Raw genomic sequence first — 19,507 nt, forward strand, 5'->3', positions numbered from 1 at the left:
TTAAGTTGTAGTATATTCTAGTGTTTGTTGGAGAACAAAAGTGATATATACCTCATAAAAAAGTGACTAGTTTATCTGGTGACGATATAAGATTTAATAAAATACTCAGTCATGCTGGGTAATGCATATGAAAGAAGATTTTTACGACATACTAGGGATATCAAAAGGAGCTTCTCAAGCTGAGATTAAAAAGGCATATCGCAAGAAAGCGATTGAGTTTCATCCAGACAAAAACCCTGGAGATTCTACAGCAGAAGAGAAGTTTAAGAAAGCGGCAGAAGCTTATGAAGTATTAAGCGATGAGCAAAAAAAGGCTCGTTATGATCAATATGGTCATCAAGCCTTTGAAGGTGGCGGCGGCTTTGGCGGTGGCGGTATGAACATGGATGATATCTTTAGTCAGTTTGGAGATATTTTCGGCGGCGCTTTTGGCGGCGGCGGAGGCGGCGGTTTTGGTGGTTTTGGTGGTTTTGGCGGAGGTCAACGACGTGTTAAAGGAAGTAACCTTCGTATACGTGTAAAACTGACTTTGGAAGAAATTGCAAATGGTGTAGAGAAGAAAATTAAGGTAAAGCGTAAAAAACAAGCCGCAGGTGTTACTTATAAAACCTGTGAAACCTGTAAAGGAGCTGGACAAGTAACACGAGTTCAGAATACTATATTAGGACGTATGCAAACATCGGCGCCTTGTTCAACTTGTGGAGGAGCTGGACAGAGTATTGATAAACGTCCAGATGGAGCAGATGCTCAAGGACTTGTTGTAGAAGAGGAAACAGTAAGTATCAAAATTCCAGCTGGAGTTGTAGATGGAATGCAACTTAAAGTTCAAGGACGTGGTAATGATGCGCCAGGTAATGGTATCTCAGGAGATTTACTTGTTGCGATAGAAGAGTTAGATCATGACCACTTACAAAGAGAAGGTGATAATTTACATTATGACCTATACATCAGTATAAGTGAGGCTGTTTTAGGTAGTTCAAAAGAAATTGATACTGTGACAGGAAAAGTACGTATCAAAGTAGAAGCTGGAGTACAAAGTGGTAAAATACTTCGCCTTAGAAGCAAAGGAATTCCATCTATAAATGGATATGGAAAAGGAGATTTACTTGTACATGTAAATGTGTGGACTCCAAAAACATTAACCAAAGAACAAAAACAGTTCTTTGAGAAAATGGCAAAAGACGAGAATTTTACACCTAATCCTGAGAAAGAAGATAAATCTTTCTTTGAGAAAGTAAAGGATATGTTTTCATAAGCCTTATTAAAAAATTGTCAATTTTTCTAAAGGTTTTAACTATAGGTTTATAAAAAAAAGTTATATTTGAATAACGTTAAACACTATTTAACGTTATTTTTCTTTTTCATAGCAATTTTTTTCCCATCCTAGACTTTTGTCAAGGGTGGGTTTTGTTTTTTACACCTTTTGTTTAACGTACGCATCATATTGTTTTTTGTTATAGAGGAAACATTTATCGGCTTGTCCTTACCCTTCTTGTTAATTTCTGATATTCGTTTTAATAACTAGATTAACACTAAACCAACCATCATGCTTAAAAAATATATTGCAATACTTGCATTTGTATGTACGTATTCTTGTGCGACAGATGATCTTATTCAAGAACCTATAGCTAATATTTTTAATGGCGATGCCGAATTAGTTACACAACAAGCTGTAGAGGATTTTGGTGCTATGGCATATACAGAAATAACAGGCAACCTAATTCTTAGTACTCAGTTTGAAAATCCAGATCCTATCTCTAGTTTGAGTAGTTTATCTACCATCGAAATTGTAGGAGGAGATTTAAACATACACAATCTTTATGATATTACAAGTCTAGATGGTTTACAGAGTCTCACAAGTGTTACTGGAGCATTAAGTTTAATTGGGAATTCTAACATCACATCGCTAGATGCTTTTAGTGATATAAACTCAACAATAACGTTACTCGAAATTAATAGTTTTAGAGAGATAGAAACATTACAAGGATTGGAAAACATTTCTATCGCCTCTGGTGGTAGTCTTTTCATCGAAGGAAATGATATGTTAGAAAATCTAGATGCTATTCAAGCAGGACTTCCTTCTGTTATGGAAGTTATAAGATTCCAAGAATTTTTTTATCAGTGTAGTGCTTTTTTAGGCTGTAATGGACTTCCTCCTCCAGAATCACAACCATTTACATCATTAACATTTTTAAGTAATGTGACAGAGGTAGATTGGTTACGACTTAAAAATTTTCAAGGTTCAAACCTTAATGGTTTAGAAAATATAACCTCTGTAAATCGTCTTTCAGTTTGGTTAACTCCAAATCTTACAAACCTCCAAGGATTAAGTAATGTGACAAGTGACATTCTTTTTGTTTTTATATCTCAAAATGATCAATTAGAATCATTAGATGGTTTAGAAAATGTATCATCAATAACAGGTAGTATTAATGCTAGTTATAACCCTATTCTTAATGATCTTTGTGCTATTCAAAATAGTATAACTAACCTTTCAGAGGAAGACGTTGAAATACTTTTTAATGCTTTCAACCCTACCATGCAAGATTTCATAGATGGAAATTGTAGTAATTAATTTCTTTTTAAAAACAATTAAAGTGTATAACTAATGACATTCCTTTTATGAAAAATTGTATTCTTTTTTTAAGTGCCTTATGTATCTTTTCTCTATTTTCTTGTGATAAAGATGATTTTGAAAATATCATACCCGAACCTATAAATGAACAGAATGATATAAGTTTTCAAACAGCAAATTTTGGAGAACCTATTATTGTAGATTTTGCAGGTCGTGTTATAGATGAGTCTGGCGAGGGGGTTTTAGGAGCACAAATTAGAATAGGAAACACTATAGCAGAAACAGACAATAATGGTGTTTTTACTATTCAAGATGCTATCGCTTTTGAGCATTTTGCTTTTTTAAGAGTAAGTAAAGATGGTTATATCTCGGGATCTAGAGCACTCATTCCCGATATAAATACAATAAATGATATCCAAGTTACTTTGTTAGAGAAGAATATAGTTGCTACTGTTCAAGCAGGAGAGTCTAGCATAGCAATTTTGGGAGAAAGTAGTGTTTCTTTTACAGGAGATTTTGTAGATGAGAATAACAATCCGTATACAGGTCAAGTTGAGGTGTCTATGCATTATTTAAAACCGAATCAAAGAGAAACTTTTGAGCAAATGCCAGGCATGTTGTTTGCACAGAATTTGAATAATGAAGCTCGAAGTTTGGAAACGTATGGAATGGTGGCTGTAAATTTATTTTCACCCAATGGAGATCTACTTAATATTGCAGAAGACTCACCAGCGACAATTGAATTCCCAGTTGATAATACACAAATAGCAATAGCACCAGAGAGTATCCCTCTTTGGTTTTTTGACGAAAATGTTGGGTACTGGAAAGAACAAGGCGAGGCTGTAAAAGTTGGAAATAGATATGTAGGTGAGGTCACTCATTTTACTTGGTGGAATTGTGATTTGCCTATAGATTACATAGAAGCTTGTGTGGTTTTGCAAGATAATAATGGAGAACTTGCAGCAATTCCCATACAAATCATTCGTAATGAAACAGGACAGGTTATTTTTGAAGGATTAACAAATCAAGATGGAAGTGAGTGTGGATTATTCCCAGCAAATGAAAGTATAACTATAAAAGTGTTTGGAGTTGATGATTGTGCCAATGAGCAAATTTATGAAGCACAATTAGGTCCGTATAGTGCAGATACTTTAATAGTGATAACTGTACCCACAGGAACCGTTGATCAAACAACACTCATAGGTGCAGTTACCAATTGTGACGGAATGCCTCTTGAGAATGGTATTGGATTATTAGTAGATGGTTCTGGACAAGTTACAGGGATCCCTTTTGCGATTGAAAATGGTGTATTGGACTATACGTTTACATATTGCGCTCAGACTTCATATAGTATGATAATCATAGATCAGAACCAAAATGAAGATACAGGACTATTACCTGTACCTATAACTTCTGAAATAACTAATTTTGGAACATTGAGTACTTGTGAACAACAAGGAGGGGTTTTTGAAGGAGATGTTTTTTTAGCAACACAGGCAGAAATTGATGCTTTTGGAGCTTTGGGACATGCAGAAATAACTGGGAATCTAATTATTTTTGGAGGTACTTCTCTTGAAACCTTAAACAATCTCAATACAATAGGAGGTATATTTCAATTAGGAGCTACACAATTAACAAATCTTAATGGACTTGAAAATTTAACAAGTTTGCCAGGTAGTATTCAATTCGAAGATAATTATGAATTAACTTCAATTGAAGCATTGTCAAATGTAACATCAGTTGGAAATATTTTTTTATTGCGAAATACAAATTTAGAAAGTTATAGTGGTCTCGAGAATGCTCAAATCCAAGAAGGAGGACGTTTATCACTTGTATGTAATTTACTTATTGAAGATGCTTCTATATTAGCAAATATAATCCCACAATATTTGGAATCTTTAAGGTTAGCAGGATGTTCTAACTCAGCTCCACAGGCGCTTAATGATTTGTCTTTTCTTTCTAATTTAAATAGTATAGGTTCTATTAATATAAATCAATATCAAGGTTCAAGTTTAGAAGGTTTGCATAATATTACAACAGCAGATAATGTCTTTTTACAGCTAGACAATCTCTTTACCTCTTTAGATGGATTATTAGGACTGCAAACAGTAAATGAAATTTTGGCTATAGATATAAATCCAGTGATAACTGACTTAGCTGGTTTAGAAAATATTACAGAAATTAATTCTTTATGGATTAATAATAATGAAATGCTCACAGATTTTTGTGCTATTGAAGATTTAATTATAAATGGTGTTGTTGAGGATTTAGTAATTAATAATAACGCTTACAACCCCACAATGCAAGACATTATAGACGGAAATTGCAGTAATTAATCTACGTCCTAAAAAACTGTGAAGTAGGTACAAGCTCTGCCTTCTTATTCCTATCTTTAGCCCGCTAAAGATTAACTATGAATTCATTACTTGTTGCAGATACGGTTTCTAAGAAATTTGGAGATTTTACTGCACTTAACGGAGTATCTATCGACGTACCTCAAGGAAGTATTTTTGGACTTCTAGGACCTAATGGTGCGGGTAAAACAACGCTTATACGTATCATTAATCAGATTACTATGCCCGATACGGGAAGTGTAACCTTAGATGGCGCTCCATTACAACAACATCATATACGTGATATAGGCTATATGCCAGAAGAACGTGGCTTATACAAGTCGATGAAGGTAGGAGAGCAGGTGCTATATCTAGCACAATTGAAAGGTCTAGATAAAGCGGAGGCGCAAAAAAGAGCAAAACACTGGTTTGAAAAGTTAGAAATAGGCGCTTGGTGGGGAAAGAAAATTGAAGAGTTGTCAAAAGGGCAAGCGCAAAAAATTCAATTTGTAGTAACAGTGATGCACAATCCTAAACTACTTATTTTTGATGAACCCTTTAGTGGTTTTGATCCTATTAATGCAAACCTCATCAAAGACGAGATTCTTCAGTTACGAGAAGAGGGCGCGACCGTGATTTTTTCAACACATCGTATGGAATCTGTAGAAGAACTATGTGATCATATTGCACTTATTCATAAATCAAATAAAATTTTAGACGGCGAGATTAATACGATCAAACGTCAGTACAGAAACAATACATTTGAAGTAGGGGTGGAGATGGAGAAGTCCGCTTTCGCGAAAGCAGAATCAGAAATAACTACAAAGTTTGATAGCACATCTGCAACATTCAAATCATTGGGAGATGAATTAAAATTGCGTATTAAATTAGGAGATGCCGGAAGCCCTAATGCATTATTACAAGAATTACAATCCTATGGACAAGTCACTCATTTTACAGAAGTGATTCCTAGTGTAAATGATATTTTTATCCAAACCGTAAATAAGAGTTTATGAGCGTATTGTCATTAATTATAAAGCGGGAATATAAAGCGAGGGTTCGCAATAAGTCATTCTTAATTATGACTTTTTTGAGTCCGCTTATCGTTGTAGGGATGATTTTATTAATTACCTATCTCACACAATTAAATAGTGACACAAAACGTGTCATCGCTTTTGTAGATGATTCAGGATTGTTTGAATCAGAATTTGGGAATACAGATCAAACAACATATATCAACTTGTCTGATCAAGGGCTAGAAACTGCAAAAGAAGTTTCAGAAGAATCTGGTTATTTTGGGCTTATTCATATCCCTAAAAATAGAGAGGATATGGTATCTCAGGTAAGGTTTTATGGAAAAGAAACTCCTTCTTTTGGACTTGTAGATGCTATTGAAGAAAAGATAGAAAATAAATTGACCAATCAAACCTTAATTGATAATGGAATTGATCTTAAGGTTATAGAAAACGCAGATACAAATATAGACTTAGCTATAGAAAACTATACTGGAGAAAAATCATCAAAAGTGAGTAGTTGGGTGAAAGCAGGGTTTGGAGGAGCAGCGGGTTATTTACTTATGATGTTTATTATTATCTATGGAAATATGGTAATGCGTAGTGTCATAGAAGAGAAGACCAATCGTATTATAGAAGTTATTATTTCTTCGGTAAAACCCTTCCAGTTAATGATGGGGAAAATCCTAGGTACTACGATGGCAGGAATTACACAATTTTCTATTTGGGTAGTGTTAGGTGGGATATTACTTGTGGTATTACAACTTATAGTAGGAATTGATCCTAGTATGACAGAAAATATGACGAATACGGAGGTTCAAGAAATACTCAAGGATCAAAACATGCTTATCCAAGTGATTGAAGAGGCAAAAAAGCTTCCATTGTTACAGCTTGTATTTGGATTCCTTATCTATTTTATAGGAGGTTATTTTCTGTATAGTTCTATTTATGCAGCTATTGGAGCTGCCGTAGATAATGAGACAGATACGCAGCAATTTATGTTACCTATTATCATGCCATTAATGCTTGCTATTTATGTAGGCTTTTTTGCGGTGATAGATAATCCACATGGTACTGTAGCAACAGTGTTCTCTATCATTCCTCTTACTTCACCTATTGTCATGTTGATGCGTATCCCATTTGAAGTACCGACCTGGCAAATTGCCTTGTCAGTATCGTTGTTAATAGCCTCTTTTGTATTTACAGTTTGGTTTGGATCAAAAATATATCGTGTAGGGATATTAATGTACGGTAAAAAACCTACGTATAAAGAACTCTTTAAATGGTTGAAATATTAATATGATTCAAGAAGATACGGTAGATAAAGTAAAAGATGTAATCACTCAAGATGTTTGGGGGAGTATTAAGGAGTTTCTTAATTGGGGACTTCACTTTGGCTCTGGAAAAGAAAAAATCCACATTACGATAGGAACTTTTTTACTTATAATTGTTTCATTTATTATTGTAAAGCGTCTACTTGGGCTTTCGCGAAAGCTTGTATCTAAAAAACTACCAGAAGATGATCGCAATAAATTTAATAGCATTTTTGCGTTTTTAAGATATCTGATATATATACTTGTTGTTATTGCTGTATTGAGCGCTTCTGGTGTAGATGTCACTGTATTTTTGACAGCATCTGCTGCATTATTTGTAGGTTTAGGTTTTGCACTGCAAACGCTTTTTCAAGATGTACTTTCGGGGATTTTTATTATACTAGATCAAACATTACATATAGGAGATATTATTGAGTTTGATGATGGGAAAGTAGGTCGTGTGTTTGATATAAAGTTAAGAACGACAAGGGCTTTAACAAGAGATGATAAAGTTATTGTAATCCCTAATCACAAGTTTCTTACAGAAAAAGTATACAACTGGACGCAAAATCATAAAACAACAAGGGAGAGTGTTTCTGTTGGAGTTGCTTATGGGAGTGATACACGATTTGTCTCAGAACTACTTATTAAAAGTTTAGAAGGTCAAGAAGGAATACTTAAGAGGCCTAAACCTTTTGTACTGTTTGAAGATTTTGGAGAATCTTCATTGCAATTTAGTTTGTATTTTTTTACAAGTAATAGTTTTGCAGATCCACATATAAAAAGTGATTTAAGATATAAAATAGACACGCTATTTAGAGAAAACAATATTTCTATACCATTCCCACAAAGAGATATACATGTGTATAACAAAAAGGAATAGTATTTGATTCTGTAGCTATATAAAACAATGTAATATGCCTAAAATATTAATAATAGAAGACGAAGCTGCAATACGCAGAGTGCTTTCAAAAATTCTTTCTGAAGAAAGTAAAGATTACCAAGTAGAAGAAGCCGAAGATGGATTGGAGGGCATAAATAAGATTAGAGAAACTGATTATGACCTAGTACTTTGTGATATTAAAATGCCTAAAATGGATGGGGTCGAAGTGCTAGAAGCTGCAAAAAAACTAAAACCAGAAACACCAATGGTTATGATTTCTGGACATGGAGATCTAGATACAGCGGTTAATACAATGCGTCTAGGTGCTTTTGATTATATTTCTAAACCGCCAGATTTAAATAGACTTTTAAATACAGTACGTAACGCTTTAGATAAGAAAAACCTTGTTGTCGAAAATAAATTACTCAAAAAGAAAGTGAGTAAGAAATATGAGATGATAGGTAATAGTGCAGCGATTACTCAGATTAAAGAAATGATTGAAAAAGTAGCAGCTACTGATGCGCGTGTACTTATAACGGGACCAAATGGAACAGGGAAAGAACTAGTAGCGCATTGGTTACATGAAAAGAGTGAGCGATCTAATGGGCCTTTGATAGAAGTAAACTGCGCAGCAATTCCATCTGAGTTAATAGAGAGTGAATTATTTGGTCATGTAAAAGGTGCTTTTACATCGGCAAATAAGGATAGAGCAGGAAAATTTGAAGCTGCAAATTCAGGGACAATCTTCTTAGATGAGATAGGTGATATGAGTCTTTCTGCACAAGCAAAGGTGTTACGAGCATTACAAGAAAGTCGTGTGCAACGTGTAGGAAGTGATAAAGATATTAAAGTAAATGTACGTGTAGTTGCAGCAACAAATAAGAATCTTAAAAAAGAAATTGAAGAGGGAAGATTTAGAGAAGATCTATATCACAGACTTGCGGTGATTCTTATTCAGGTTCCAGCACTTAATGATCGTAGAGATGATATTCCATTATTAATACACCATTTTGCAAAAAAGATATCAGGAGAACAGGGTACATCAGAAAAGAAATTTTCCGATAAAGCTATAAAGTTATTACAAGATTATGATTGGACAGGAAATATTCGAGAATTGCGTAATGTCGTAGAGCGTCTCATTATTTTAAGTGGTACAGAAGTTTCTGAGGGAGATGTGAAGCTATTTGCAAGCAAGTAATTGTATAAAATAAATTTATATACCTGTTTGGTTATACTTAGGTTTTCTTCCTAGAGTAAACTCATAGTAATTCAAATTCTAATGATGATATTTCAAAAGATTCATCTGATTAATATTTATAATAAGAATCGATGTATAAATAAAAAGCTCCGAGATAATATTTCGGAGCCTTTTATTTGAATCACTGTACCATATGTAAGAAAAACGGTGTGTTATTACTACATGTATCAACAGATTGGAATGGGCTAGTATCAGTTGATATTCCTCCTATAGTATTGATCCTCCATTCAAAACATTTTTCATCGAAGTCTTGACCAAAAAATAAAGTTAAGGTGCCTGTTGGACTATTTAAAATATCAGGAATGTCATGAAATGTAATTGTAGGATCGACGTTAATCACTCCTTTGCAAAACTCAACATCATATACTCTAACCTCTATTTGATTAGTTGTGAAAATAATATCTTCATCAAAGATTACATTTGTTAAGTCCCACATTAAAATAGCAGCATTTCCGAATTGATTAGAAGTTAAAGTAGGATTAGATGCAAAAAAACAAGTACTCATCATCCTTGTTGATGTTTTAAAATCACTAGAGAAGTTATTGGCGTCATCTATATCTATTTCTTCTTTAGAACAAGATAATATAGTACCTATACATAATAATGTTAATAATAATTTTTTCATAATATTGATTTTGAATAATCTAGGTGCTAAATATAAGAGTACTTTATTAATAGAACTATGATTACTTTTTAGCAATCTTATAAATCTTTTTAATTTAGGGGAAGATTACGATTATAAACAAAAAGTTCCGAGATGAATATCTCGGAACTTTTTGTTTATAAAATTACTATTATGAAAAAAAGTAATTTTTAACTTTTAATAAACTTAACAGTAGCATTTGAATTCTCTGCAGTAATTTGTGCAAAGTATACTCCATTTGCAAGTTTGCTTGTAGCGATTGTATTGTTACCAATAGCTTCTATAGAAGAAGTCAATACTACTTGACCATTAATATTGATAACAGTAACAGTAGCAGCACCAAAGTTTCTTGTAAAGTTAATATTCAAGTCTCCATTTGTAGGGTTAGGGAAAAGAGAGATGTTATCTGCAAAAACGTTGTCGTCTGTAGAAAGAGGGTTACAATCTCCAGCTAAAGAATATGCTACTCCAGGAGGAAGGAAAGCTCCATTATTAATATTGCTCCAAGCTGCTGCTGGATCAGCTCCATCTTTAAAAGAAGTAACTACAGTATCTGCAGTCTCATCAGTAGTTTCTAAGAAATTACTAGCAGATGTGAAGTTTGGCCCAAAAACACTAAACCAATATGTTGTTTCAGATCCATCTGCACCTAATAACTCTACAGGGGTAGTAAGTGTTAAGTCTAATTGATATGCATCAAGATCTCCATTTACAGCTCCTAGATTTGTAAAACCTCCAGGAACAATCACATCTTCTGTAATTAAAGCACCAGGAAATTCTCCAGCGCTATCGTAAAAACGTATAGTCACGTCAGAAAATATATCTGCAGCACCGCCATTATTTGCAATTACAAAAACAGTAATAGTTGAAACCTCAAATCTCTCCCCATCTGGAATTACAAAATTATCTGCTACTTCAGTAGCATTTAAGTTACCAAATCCCATATCAATACTAGTACTAACTATTTCTGTAGTACAAGCTACTTGAGCATTTTGAGTAGTTGAAGGCGCATTAATGTTAGAAGTAATTTCAAATCCTGCGGACGAAATACTTTCTTGTGCATTAAGAGTAATACCAGCAATAAATGCAAGTAAAAATAAAGTAGTTTTTTTCATGTTGTTATATTGTTATGATTATAATTAAGCTAATATATGAATAAATCGTTAAGAATTTTAAGATGTCATAAGGTTTAACAACACTATATTGCATTAAAATTAAAATAAAGTTGATATTTTTAGGCAATATGAAAAAAGCGAATGATTATCGAGTTGATAAAAAAATAACTCTTAAAGATACAGAAGGAGCTAAAATATCTGAACTTTCAGAAGAAGAACTAGAGCGTACCTTACGTAAGGTGCGTAAAAAATTAGGAAAGCTTCAAGATACTATATATGCTCATGGGAAGTACAGTGTTTTAATATGCTTACAAGGAATGGATACCTCTGGGAAAGACAGTTTAATACGTGAGGTTTTTAAAGATTTTAATGTAAGAGGGGTCGTAGTACATAGTTTTAAAGTACCTACATCTTTAGAGCTTGGTCATGATTATTTATGGAGACATTATATTGCATTACCTCAACGAGGAAAATTTGGTGTATTTAATCGTACTCATTATGAAAATGTGCTTGTCACGAGAGTACATCCAGAATATATTTTAGGAGAAAATTTACCAAATGTCACATCGATAGATGATATAGATGCGGCTTTTTGGGATACGCGTTTTAATCAGATTAATAACTTTGAGAAGCATATATCAGAAAACGGAACTCTTATTTATAAGTTCTTTTTGCATCTTTCTAAAGAAGAACAAAAAAATAGATTAATACGACGTTTAGAAAAAAAAGAAAAAAATTGGAAATTTTCTGCAGGTGATTTGAAAGAACGTAAACTATGGGACGACTATCAACGTTATTATGAAGACGCTATTAATCGTACATCCAAACCTCATGCCCCTTGGTATGTAATTCCAGCAGATAATAAACCGGCTGCTAGACTAGCAGTAGCGAGTATCTTATTAGAGCAATTAAGTGCTTATGAAGATATTCAAGAACCAGAATTGGATGCAAAGACAAAAGCAAACATAGAAGAATATAAGTCTCAATTAAATAATGAATAAATTCAGAATAATGTTAAAAAGACTACTAGTTTTAATTTTGATTTTTGGTGTATCCGCTTTCGCGAAAGCGCAAAAAGACTCCATACAAATTAGAAAAATATACGATACCGCTTTAAAAGACGGAAATAGCTATGAATGGCTTAGTCATTTATCAAATCAAATAGGATCACGATTAAGCGGTAGTTTAGGAGCAGAGAAAGCCGTCGAATGGACCAAAGAACAATTAGATAGTGTAGGATTGGATAAGGTGTGGTTACAGCCAGTTATGGTACCTAAATGGGTTCGTGGATTGCCTGAATATGCATTTATAGAAACAGGGTTAGGAGAAACAACGCAAGTGCCTATTTGTGCTTTAGGAGGTTCTGTAGCAACACCTAACGGCAACGTTAAAGCACCCGTAATTGAAGTGCATAGTATAGAAGAAATAGAGCGTCTGGGAGCAGCAAATATAGGAGGAAAAGTCGTGTTTTTTAATAGACCAATGCAATCGGATGTGATAAATACTTTTGAAGCATATGGTGGATGTGTAGATCAACGTTATAGTGGAGCAGAGGCAGCAGCTACCTACGGGGCTGTTGGAGTAATTGTACGATCGGTAACACATAGTCAGGATGATTACCCACATACTGGGTCTATGTCCTATGGAAATTTAACCCAAGCACAACGTATCCCCGCAGCGGCAATAAGTACAAATGGTGCCGATTTACTAAGCACATTACTTAAATTAAATCCAGCGACAAAGTTTTCTTTTTCGATGTCTTGTAAAAATCTTCCAGATGTACAATCTTATAATGTAATAGGGGAAATTACTGGAAGTGAATATCCAAATAGATACATGGTTGTAGGTGGACATTTAGATTCTTGGGATCTAGGAGATGGTTCACATGATGATGGTGCTGGTGTTGTTCAAAGTATGGAAGTACTGCGTATTATGAAAGCAATCGACTATAAACCAAAACATAGTATACGCGTTGTTCTTTTTATGAATGAAGAGAATGGTTTGCGAGGTGGACGTAAATATGCAGAGGTTGCAGAAAATAAAAATGAGAAACACGTATTTGCATTAGAAAGTGATTCAGGTGGTTTTACACCTCGCGGATTTTCTTTTGATAGTGATGACCGTAATTTTAATGAGATATTGAGTTGGAAGCCTTTATTTGAGCCTTATTATATACACTCTTTTGTAAGAGGAGGAAGTGGAGCAGATATAGGACCTCTTAAAGGAGATGGAACTGTACTTGCTGGATTAAGACCAGATTCTCAACGTTATTTTGATCATCATCATGCTGCAAATGATACTTTTGATGCGGTTAATAAAAGAGAACTTGAACTAGGAGCGGCTACCATGACTAGTTTAATCTACATGATGGATAACTATATACAGAAACCTGGAAAATTAATTACAGTACCTATTAAGGAATAATTTGATAGATATCGAACACAAAAAAAGGGAGCAAATTTGCTCCCTTTTTTTGTGTCTGTATTAAAACTTTATTGTCTCCATTTCACCCAAACGATAACAGTGACATCTTGAGCAGTAGTTGCTCCATCTCTTCCTCTTGCAGTAATATAATCACCAGCGCTAAAATCAAAATTTGCAGCAGTATCTGTGTAACGAAGACTTGCTAAGGTAAATGTTTCATTTACAGAATTTGTGTTAGTAACATCTCTAGCTCTAATGTTAATGTCTGTATCATCTCCAGAGGCGGCTATAGCTGTGATCGCTACAATCGTTCCGTCTAAAGGCATCAAAGCACCAGATGTGGCGCTTGCCATATTACCTCCGTATAGTAAATTGTTTGTAGCTGTATCACCATTACGTCCAAATTGAATAGCGGTACTCTCAACGCTTAACCATGCAGTTCGAGTAAGGTCATACATATATAATTTATCACCTATTACAGCAAGTTGACCGTTGGCAAGGTTTGTCGTTGGAGTTGCTTGCGGTACTAACTCTAATGCGGCAGTCGTATCTGCACTAGCATCTATTGTTAGTTTTCCGTTTGGAACTATGGTACCTACACCCACTTGTGCATTTAAGAAAAAAGAGGTAAAGAGTAAGAAGAGAAATAGGCTATTTAATCTGAATTTCATAGTCGTAATTTTTCCCAAAAATAATGATTTATATAGAAAACCCATTCCTTTAGTACTGTTTTACACTAAAGTAGCTATGATTTTTGCATTTTTTAATGAAGAAAATTAGAATTACAAGAAAATATTTAAAGATAGTATGGTTTTTACGTACTATTTTAAAGGAAAAGCACTTTTTTATGCGTTGTAATCTGTATGTTAGGCAGTTAATATCCCTTTTTCTTGATATACTTTAATTCCAGTAACGATCATTTTGGTTATTTCTTCTTGTAAACCTTTATCTAATTTTTTGATATGAAAACAGCTTTTTCCTTTAAGGCATTTACGTAATTCGGGAGCTATATTTTCAAAATGAGTAGCATCCGTATAGATAGGAAAAAAGTAAAGACGTGCATCTTTGGGTTTTGGCATTACACTGGCAAAATAGATACCATCTACTTTTTGTTTTCCTTGCATTGTAGGAATTGTACCTGCCGCTTCTAAACCGCTTTCGTCATCTTTTCTGAGTTGTAATGGACCTAGATGTGCCTTTATAATAGTACGTAATGTTTGGTCTATTTCTTTAGGATCTGTAATCATAATTCAAATGTTTTTTCTAGGTGTTTACCATTTTCTATGGCATGCCAAGAGTTAATTAATAGTTTGTATTCTTTACGTATCGTCGCAAGTTTTTCCTCAGTAAGTACAGTAGGAAAAGGTAATTTATTTTCTGTTAGAATATGTTGCGCTTGATTTAGAAAATCAATGTAAGATGTAGCGTTAAAGTGTTCTATCATCAATAAATTTACTAAATGCTCTGTGACAAGAGATTCTTTAGGAAGATTGTTTCCTTTTAATGCTTCGGGTTTTTGATGTTCTGGTAATTCAAAATCTGATATGTTGATACCATTTGATATCATTCCAAAAAAGGAATTTTTAAAAAGAAGTACTTCTTCTATCACCATATGCGCAAGATCATGATATTCTGTATTTGGATGAAGTTTAGACCAAGTAATACTATTGTCTTGTCTAATACATTTTAGAATAACATTTTTTCCTGTGTTTTTATGTAATTGAACTCTAAGCATAACTGCCTATAAATATAACGTAAAAAAATAATGATAAGTTAGTAAGAAGGGAGTCTATAAGTTCACTTGCAAGTCTTATTTTTGATGAGGTAAAATCGGGTAGCTTTTTAGGCTAAAAAAATAAATAATTAGGAGTAAAAAAATAATGCAATTTAATAGATATTCCAAAGAATTTTGGCAAAACACCATCATAGCTGCTCCTATAGCTTTAGGGCAACTAGGTCATATCTTGGTAGCTTTTGTCGATAACTTAATGGTGGGACGTCTTGGTGCTGCTCAACTTGCTGCGGTAAGTTTAGGGAATAGTTTAGTCTTTATAGCCTTGGCATTAGGGATTGGTTTTTCATTTGCGATTACACCATTAATTGCAGAGACCGATGGAGCAAACGACACTAAAAAAGGACGATTACATTTCCATCATGGGGTAATTATGTGTACTGTAAATGGGATTTTATTATTTCTTGCATTATTAGTAGCAAAGCCAATCCTATATTATCTTGATCAACCAGAAGAGGTTGTAGCTCTTGCAATACCATATCTAGAGATTGTTGCTTTTTCTATGATTCCTTTAATGATATTTCAGGCATTTAAACAGTTTGCAGATGGTTTGTCTCAAACACGTTATGCAATGTATGCTACATTGGTAGCAAATGTTATTAATGTAATTTTTAATTATTTCTTAATCTATGGTATTTGGGTGTTCCCGAGGCTTGAGGTAGAAGGTGCTGCATGGGGTACTTTGATCTCTCGTTTTGTTATGTTGGGATTATTAATGTTTATGCTTTCGCGAAAGCGTAAATTCAAACCTTATTTTCAGATTTCAAACCTATCACATATTAAGTGGTCAGAGTTTCGAGAGCTATTTCGTTTAGGCTTTCCTACAGCATTACAGATGCTTTTTGAGATAGGGATTTTTACAGCTGCTATTTTCTTATCAGGAATTTTAGGAACAAACGCGCAAGCAGCAAATCAAATAGCACTTAACCTCATTTCTATGACCTTTATGGTTGCTGTAGGTTTTGGAGTGACAGCGACTATACGAGTAGGGAATCAAAAAGGGAAAAAGGACTTCCCTAATTTACGACGTATTGCTATTTCAATTTTTGTACTCGTCTTTTTAATTGAAGCGGTATTTGCAGTTGCCTTTATTCTTTTTAAAGATATTTTTCCTATGATATATATAGATAATGGGGAAGTACTCTTGATAGCCTCTCAATTACTTGTTGTCGCAGCACTATTTCAATTAAGTGATGGGATTCAAGTAACGATATTAGGAGCATTAAGAGGATTACAAGATGTTAATATTCCTACAGGTATATGCTTTATAGCCTACTGGGTTATTGGCTTTCCTGTAAGTTGGTATTTAGGTAAAGAAGATCAAATGGGTGCTCAAGGTATATGGTTAGGGTTACTAGCCGGATTAACCGCATCTGCAGTGATGCTCTATTTTAGATTTAATTACCTTAGCAAAAAATTGATTCATGGAGCGCCAGCTAGCTTAAAAACAATCGAAGTAGATGATAAAAAAGATTGATTTTAATAATAAAAATAATATATAAAAAATGACGATTCCAAAATTTCTTATAGGAGATAATTCTGAGCATTCTGATGCTATTTTTGTAATACATACAGAGTTCCCTAGATTTATTATAGATCTTACAAAAGATGAAATAGAGTGGTTTGAGGAGTTTGATAAACAAGATGAAGGAGAGCTTGCTACTGAAACCGAAAATGCAATTAAAGAGGCAACTGCTTTTTATGATGCTGAGATAGCAAAATACGAAGACGCATAATTACTCGTATGGAAACTCTGATAGAATACGATCAAGAACTCTTTCTCTTTCTTAATGGATTAGGAACAGAAACATGGGACGGTTTTTGGCTCGTGGTTACAAATAAGTTATCATCTATTCCCTTATATGCATTACTTCTATTTTTTATGTATCAGAAGTATGGTGTAAAAGGATTGTTGATTACCATGGTTGTAGTCGCAGCGATGATTACTTGTACAGATCAACTTTCAGATTTTTTTAAAAATTATATTCAAAGACCACGCCCTTGTAAACTATTTTCTTGGGAAGAAACCATGCGATTTATAGCGCCTCGTTGTGGTCGTTATGGATATTTTTCTGGACATGCAACCAGTAGTATGGCCACAGCTGTCTTTGCAGGATTAGCATTACAATCTAAGTATCGTTACCTCATCTTTATATTATTGTTATGGGCAGCCTTTGTAGGGTATAGCCGTATTTATGTAGGAGTGCATTATCCAGGAGATGTACTTACAGGAATGATTGTGGGTAGTCTTTTAGGATTTATCTTTTATAAATTGCAACAGTTTTTTCTTGCTAAATATAAGTAACGCTTTTGTGTTGTTATTCTGAGGTAAATCCATGAGGAGCATAGTTAAACCCCATAGTATTATATCTCTTTTTAAGTGTCTGTAATCTTGCTTTAAAGTCATTCCAATCTTTTGATTCTGGGGAAGACCATAGGACTTCAGATAGTGCAGTCATTCTTGGTAATACCATATATTCTACATGCTCAGTCGTTTTCATATATTCTGTCCATACGTTTCCTTGAGCGCCTAAAATGTATTTTTGTAATTCAGTACTTAATTCTTTGGGAGTAGGTTCATATGAATATACTTTCTCTACAGAAGTATACCCCCCAATAGCTAGTGGTTCTTTGGACTGCATATCTTTATCTACTTGGTAATGATCAAAATAACAATGTGACCCAGGTGTCATAATAACGTTGTGATGCTGTCGTGCAGCATCTATTCCACCTTGAATACCTCGCCATGACATTACTGTAGCATTAGGAGCTAATCCTCCTTCTAGGATTTCATCCCAACCTATAATATCTCGTCCTTTGCTATTTAAAAATTTCTCAATACGTTTTATAAAATAACTTTGAAGTTCGTGTTCGTCTTTTAACCCTTCTTTTTTAATCAATTCTTGAGCTATTTTACTTTCTTTCCATTCTTTTTTTGGAGCCTCATCGCCCCCTATATGAATAAGTTTACTAGGAAAAAGAGCAATAACTTCTGTTAAGACATTTTCCAAAAATTGAAAGGTTTCTTCTGTTGGCGCATATATGTGTTCATAGACGCCCCATCGTGTGCCTACCTCGTGTCTTTCATTCGTATTTCCTAATTCGGGATAGGATGCTATGGCTGCTAAGGAATGTCCCGGTAACTCTATTTCTGGAATAACGGTTATATGTCTGCTAGCTGCATAAGCAACGATGTCTTTTATTTCTTCTTGTGTGTAAAAGCCTGCATATGGCTTTCCATCTCCTTTGTAAGGATCAAAATTCTTTTCAAGAATAGTCTCCTTTCGTTTTGATCCTATTTCGGTGAGCTTTGGATATTTTTTTATTTCAATACGCCAACCTTGATCTTCGGTAAGGTGCCAATGAAACGTATTCATTTTATGTAATGCGATTAGGTCTATATATTTTTTAATAAAATCGACTGGAAAAAAATGCCTACCAACATCTAGATGCATTCCTCGATATACATATGAAGGTTGATCTTCTATATGTACAGATGGAATTGTTATATCCGTACTATTTTCTTGATTAGATTCTATTGTAAAAGGCATGAGTTGTCTTAATGACTGTATCCCATAAAAAATACCCGCTGCAGATTTTCCTGATATTAAAATTCTATCTGGTGTTATAGAAAGTAAATAACTTTCTTCCTCAGATAATGATTTGTCAAGTGTAAGAGTGATACTATTCTTATTTTGGTGGTTGTCACTATTATTTGATGTAGCGATGGTATATCCAGTAGCTATTTGTAGCATTTCTGATAGGTATTCAATTTCATTTGATAAAACAGCATCACCAATGATCATCGTGTTTTCTTGAATTAAGAATCTACCTGGAGAAGGTTCTAATTTTAATGGTTTAGGTATTATCTGATAATCAGAAGCTATATTTTGATAATTCCTTAATTCATTTGTACAAGAGGTGATACTTAAAGAAAAAAAGATGACTAATAGATATGGCAAATTATATTTTTTCATTTGAAAACTTTTAAATGAGAATGACAGATATAAAGTATAAATTATGAATTCATGTTGAGTAAAAATATGTTTTAATTTAAAAATCAAGTATAATTTATTATAAAAGTAGCTGTTTTGTAGTAGTCTTAACATAGGACTTTTCTCTTTTTAATTATCTTCGAACTCTAAATTCTACAGTATA

Annotated in this window: 18 protein-coding genes; 12 read left to right on the forward strand and 6 right to left on the reverse strand. The window is 33.8% G+C overall.

The window, feature by feature from the left end:
• Window positions 1-127: 127 nt before the first annotated feature.
• The 7 genes from dnaJ (at window position 128) to ABJD27_RS15595 (ending at window position 9,315) form a co-directional block, all read left to right on the forward strand.
• Window positions 128-1,255, forward strand: coding sequence for a molecular chaperone DnaJ (gene dnaJ, locus ABJD27_RS15565; protein WP_348202066.1), 1,128 nt, complete (start codon window positions 128-130; stop codon window positions 1,253-1,255).
• Between the two features lie 291 nt (window positions 1,256-1,546).
• A complete protein-coding gene (locus ABJD27_RS15570) occupies window positions 1,547-2,575 on the forward strand; it encodes a hypothetical protein (protein ID WP_348165663.1) in 1,029 nt (342 codons plus the stop codon).
• Window positions 2,576-2,622: 47 nt separating this feature from the next.
• Window positions 2,623-4,911: a carboxypeptidase-like regulatory domain-containing protein gene (locus ABJD27_RS15575; RefSeq protein WP_348165666.1), complete on the forward strand. Its 2,289-nt coding sequence runs from the start codon at window positions 2,623-2,625 to the stop codon at window positions 4,909-4,911.
• Window positions 4,912-4,988: 77 nt separating this feature from the next.
• Entirely contained in the window at window positions 4,989-5,924 is a 936-nt protein-coding gene (locus tag ABJD27_RS15580) for an ATP-binding cassette domain-containing protein (protein ID WP_348165669.1), read from the forward strand.
• Complete coding sequence (locus tag ABJD27_RS15585) at window positions 5,921-7,219, forward strand: ABC transporter permease (protein ID WP_348165672.1); 1,299 nt, start codon at window positions 5,921-5,923, stop codon at window positions 7,217-7,219. The genes ABJD27_RS15580 and ABJD27_RS15585 overlap by 4 nt, the downstream gene beginning before the upstream one ends.
• Window position 7,220: 1 nt before the next feature.
• Entirely contained in the window at window positions 7,221-8,117 is an 897-nt protein-coding gene (locus tag ABJD27_RS15590) for a mechanosensitive ion channel domain-containing protein (RefSeq protein WP_348165675.1), read from the forward strand.
• A 34-nt stretch (window positions 8,118-8,151) separates the two neighbouring features.
• Window positions 8,152-9,315 (forward strand): sigma-54 dependent transcriptional regulator, encoded by a 1,164-nt coding sequence (locus ABJD27_RS15595; RefSeq protein ID WP_348165678.1) that lies wholly within the window; start codon window positions 8,152-8,154, stop codon window positions 9,313-9,315.
• 181 nt (window positions 9,316-9,496) lie between these two features.
• On the opposite strand, the gene ABJD27_RS15600 is transcribed toward ABJD27_RS15595, so the two are convergent.
• The gene (locus ABJD27_RS15600; RefSeq protein WP_348165681.1) at window positions 9,497-10,000 is read right to left on the reverse strand and encodes a hypothetical protein; all 504 of its coding nucleotides are present in this window, start codon (window positions 9,998-10,000) and stop codon (window positions 9,497-9,499) included.
• Window positions 10,001-10,188: 188 nt separating this feature from the next.
• On the reverse strand, window positions 10,189-11,133 hold the full coding sequence (locus ABJD27_RS15605; RefSeq protein WP_348165684.1) for a T9SS type A sorting domain-containing protein: 945 nt from the start codon (window positions 11,131-11,133) through the stop codon (window positions 10,189-10,191).
• A 128-nt stretch (window positions 11,134-11,261) separates the two neighbouring features.
• On the opposite strand from ABJD27_RS15605, the gene ABJD27_RS15610 reads away from it, so the two are divergent.
• Window positions 11,262-12,134: a PPK2 family polyphosphate kinase gene (locus tag ABJD27_RS15610; RefSeq protein WP_348165687.1), complete on the forward strand. Its 873-nt coding sequence runs from the start codon at window positions 11,262-11,264 to the stop codon at window positions 12,132-12,134.
• A gap of 10 nt (window positions 12,135-12,144) precedes the next feature.
• Window positions 12,145-13,557, forward strand: coding sequence for a M20/M25/M40 family metallo-hydrolase (locus ABJD27_RS15615; protein ID WP_348165690.1), 1,413 nt, complete (start codon window positions 12,145-12,147; stop codon window positions 13,555-13,557).
• A gap of 68 nt (window positions 13,558-13,625) precedes the next feature.
• Here ABJD27_RS15615 and ABJD27_RS15620 read toward each other — a convergent pair whose 3' ends face one another.
• The 3 genes from ABJD27_RS15620 to ABJD27_RS15630 all read right to left on the reverse strand — a co-directional run bounded on the left by ABJD27_RS15620 (window position 13,626) and on the right by ABJD27_RS15630 (window position 15,292).
• Window positions 13,626-14,228, reverse strand: coding sequence for a hypothetical protein (locus ABJD27_RS15620; RefSeq protein WP_348165693.1), 603 nt, complete (start codon window positions 14,226-14,228; stop codon window positions 13,626-13,628).
• Between the two features lie 195 nt (window positions 14,229-14,423).
• Window positions 14,424-14,804 (reverse strand): hypothetical protein, encoded by a 381-nt coding sequence (locus ABJD27_RS15625; protein ID WP_348165696.1) that lies wholly within the window; start codon window positions 14,802-14,804, stop codon window positions 14,424-14,426.
• A complete protein-coding gene (locus ABJD27_RS15630; protein WP_348165699.1) occupies window positions 14,801-15,292 on the reverse strand; it encodes a hypothetical protein in 492 nt (163 codons plus the stop codon). The genes ABJD27_RS15625 and ABJD27_RS15630 overlap by 4 nt, the downstream gene beginning before the upstream one ends.
• 145 nt (window positions 15,293-15,437) lie before the next feature.
• Between ABJD27_RS15630 and ABJD27_RS15635 the strand changes: the two genes are divergently transcribed.
• From ABJD27_RS15635 to ABJD27_RS15645, 3 genes are read left to right on the forward strand one after another with little or no spacing between them, the layout of a single operon-like run.
• On the forward strand, window positions 15,438-16,826 hold the full coding sequence (locus tag ABJD27_RS15635; protein ID WP_348165702.1) for an MATE family efflux transporter: 1,389 nt from the start codon (window positions 15,438-15,440) through the stop codon (window positions 16,824-16,826).
• Between the two features lie 28 nt (window positions 16,827-16,854).
• Window positions 16,855-17,085, forward strand: a complete 231-nt coding sequence (locus ABJD27_RS15640; RefSeq protein WP_348165705.1) for a hypothetical protein — start codon at window positions 16,855-16,857, stop codon at window positions 17,083-17,085.
• A gap of 8 nt (window positions 17,086-17,093) precedes the next feature.
• On the forward strand, window positions 17,094-17,654 hold the full coding sequence (locus tag ABJD27_RS15645; protein ID WP_348165708.1) for a phosphatase PAP2 family protein: 561 nt from the start codon (window positions 17,094-17,096) through the stop codon (window positions 17,652-17,654).
• 13 nt (window positions 17,655-17,667) lie between these two features.
• Here the strand turns inward: ABJD27_RS15645 and ABJD27_RS15650 are convergent, their stop codons facing one another.
• Window positions 17,668-19,326, reverse strand: coding sequence for a beta-N-acetylhexosaminidase (locus ABJD27_RS15650; protein WP_348165711.1), 1,659 nt, complete (start codon window positions 19,324-19,326; stop codon window positions 17,668-17,670).
• Window positions 19,327-19,507: the final 181 nt, after the last annotated feature.

This window comes from Dokdonia sp., assembly GCF_039945015.1.
Classification (GTDB): Bacteria; Bacteroidota; Bacteroidia; order Flavobacteriales; family Flavobacteriaceae; genus Dokdonia.

What these genes read in the sequence shown, in the direction of transcription:
- dnaJ (WP_348202066.1), top strand. Translation starts at nt 128, where the DNA reads ATGAAAGAAGATTTTTACGACATACTAGGGATATCAAAAGGAGCTTCT.
- ABJD27_RS15570 (WP_348165663.1), top strand. Translation starts at nt 1,547, where the DNA reads ATGCTTAAAAAATATATTGCAATACTTGCATTTGTATGTACGTATTCT.
- ABJD27_RS15575 (WP_348165666.1), top strand. Translation starts at nt 2,623, where the DNA reads ATGAAAAATTGTATTCTTTTTTTAAGTGCCTTATGTATCTTTTCTCTA.
- ABJD27_RS15580 (WP_348165669.1), top strand. Translation starts at nt 4,989, where the DNA reads ATGAATTCATTACTTGTTGCAGATACGGTTTCTAAGAAATTTGGAGAT.
- ABJD27_RS15585 (WP_348165672.1), top strand. Translation starts at nt 5,921, where the DNA reads ATGAGCGTATTGTCATTAATTATAAAGCGGGAATATAAAGCGAGGGTT.
- ABJD27_RS15590 (WP_348165675.1), top strand. Translation starts at nt 7,221, where the DNA reads ATGATTCAAGAAGATACGGTAGATAAAGTAAAAGATGTAATCACTCAA.
- ABJD27_RS15595 (WP_348165678.1), top strand. Translation starts at nt 8,152, where the DNA reads ATGCCTAAAATATTAATAATAGAAGACGAAGCTGCAATACGCAGAGTG.
- ABJD27_RS15600 (WP_348165681.1), bottom strand. Translation starts at nt 10,000, where the DNA reads ATGAAAAAATTATTATTAACATTATTATGTATAGGTACTATATTATCT.
- ABJD27_RS15605 (WP_348165684.1), bottom strand. Translation starts at nt 11,133, where the DNA reads ATGAAAAAAACTACTTTATTTTTACTTGCATTTATTGCTGGTATTACT.
- ABJD27_RS15610 (WP_348165687.1), top strand. Translation starts at nt 11,262, where the DNA reads ATGAAAAAAGCGAATGATTATCGAGTTGATAAAAAAATAACTCTTAAA.
- ABJD27_RS15615 (WP_348165690.1), top strand. Translation starts at nt 12,145, where the DNA reads ATGTTAAAAAGACTACTAGTTTTAATTTTGATTTTTGGTGTATCCGCT.
- ABJD27_RS15620 (WP_348165693.1), bottom strand. Translation starts at nt 14,228, where the DNA reads ATGAAATTCAGATTAAATAGCCTATTTCTCTTCTTACTCTTTACCTCT.
- ABJD27_RS15625 (WP_348165696.1), bottom strand. Translation starts at nt 14,804, where the DNA reads ATGATTACAGATCCTAAAGAAATAGACCAAACATTACGTACTATTATA.
- ABJD27_RS15630 (WP_348165699.1), bottom strand. Translation starts at nt 15,292, where the DNA reads ATGCTTAGAGTTCAATTACATAAAAACACAGGAAAAAATGTTATTCTA.
- ABJD27_RS15635 (WP_348165702.1), top strand. Translation starts at nt 15,438, where the DNA reads ATGCAATTTAATAGATATTCCAAAGAATTTTGGCAAAACACCATCATA.
- ABJD27_RS15640 (WP_348165705.1), top strand. Translation starts at nt 16,855, where the DNA reads ATGACGATTCCAAAATTTCTTATAGGAGATAATTCTGAGCATTCTGAT.
- ABJD27_RS15645 (WP_348165708.1), top strand. Translation starts at nt 17,094, where the DNA reads ATGGAAACTCTGATAGAATACGATCAAGAACTCTTTCTCTTTCTTAAT.
- ABJD27_RS15650 (WP_348165711.1), bottom strand. Translation starts at nt 19,326, where the DNA reads ATGAAAAAATATAATTTGCCATATCTATTAGTCATCTTTTTTTCTTTA.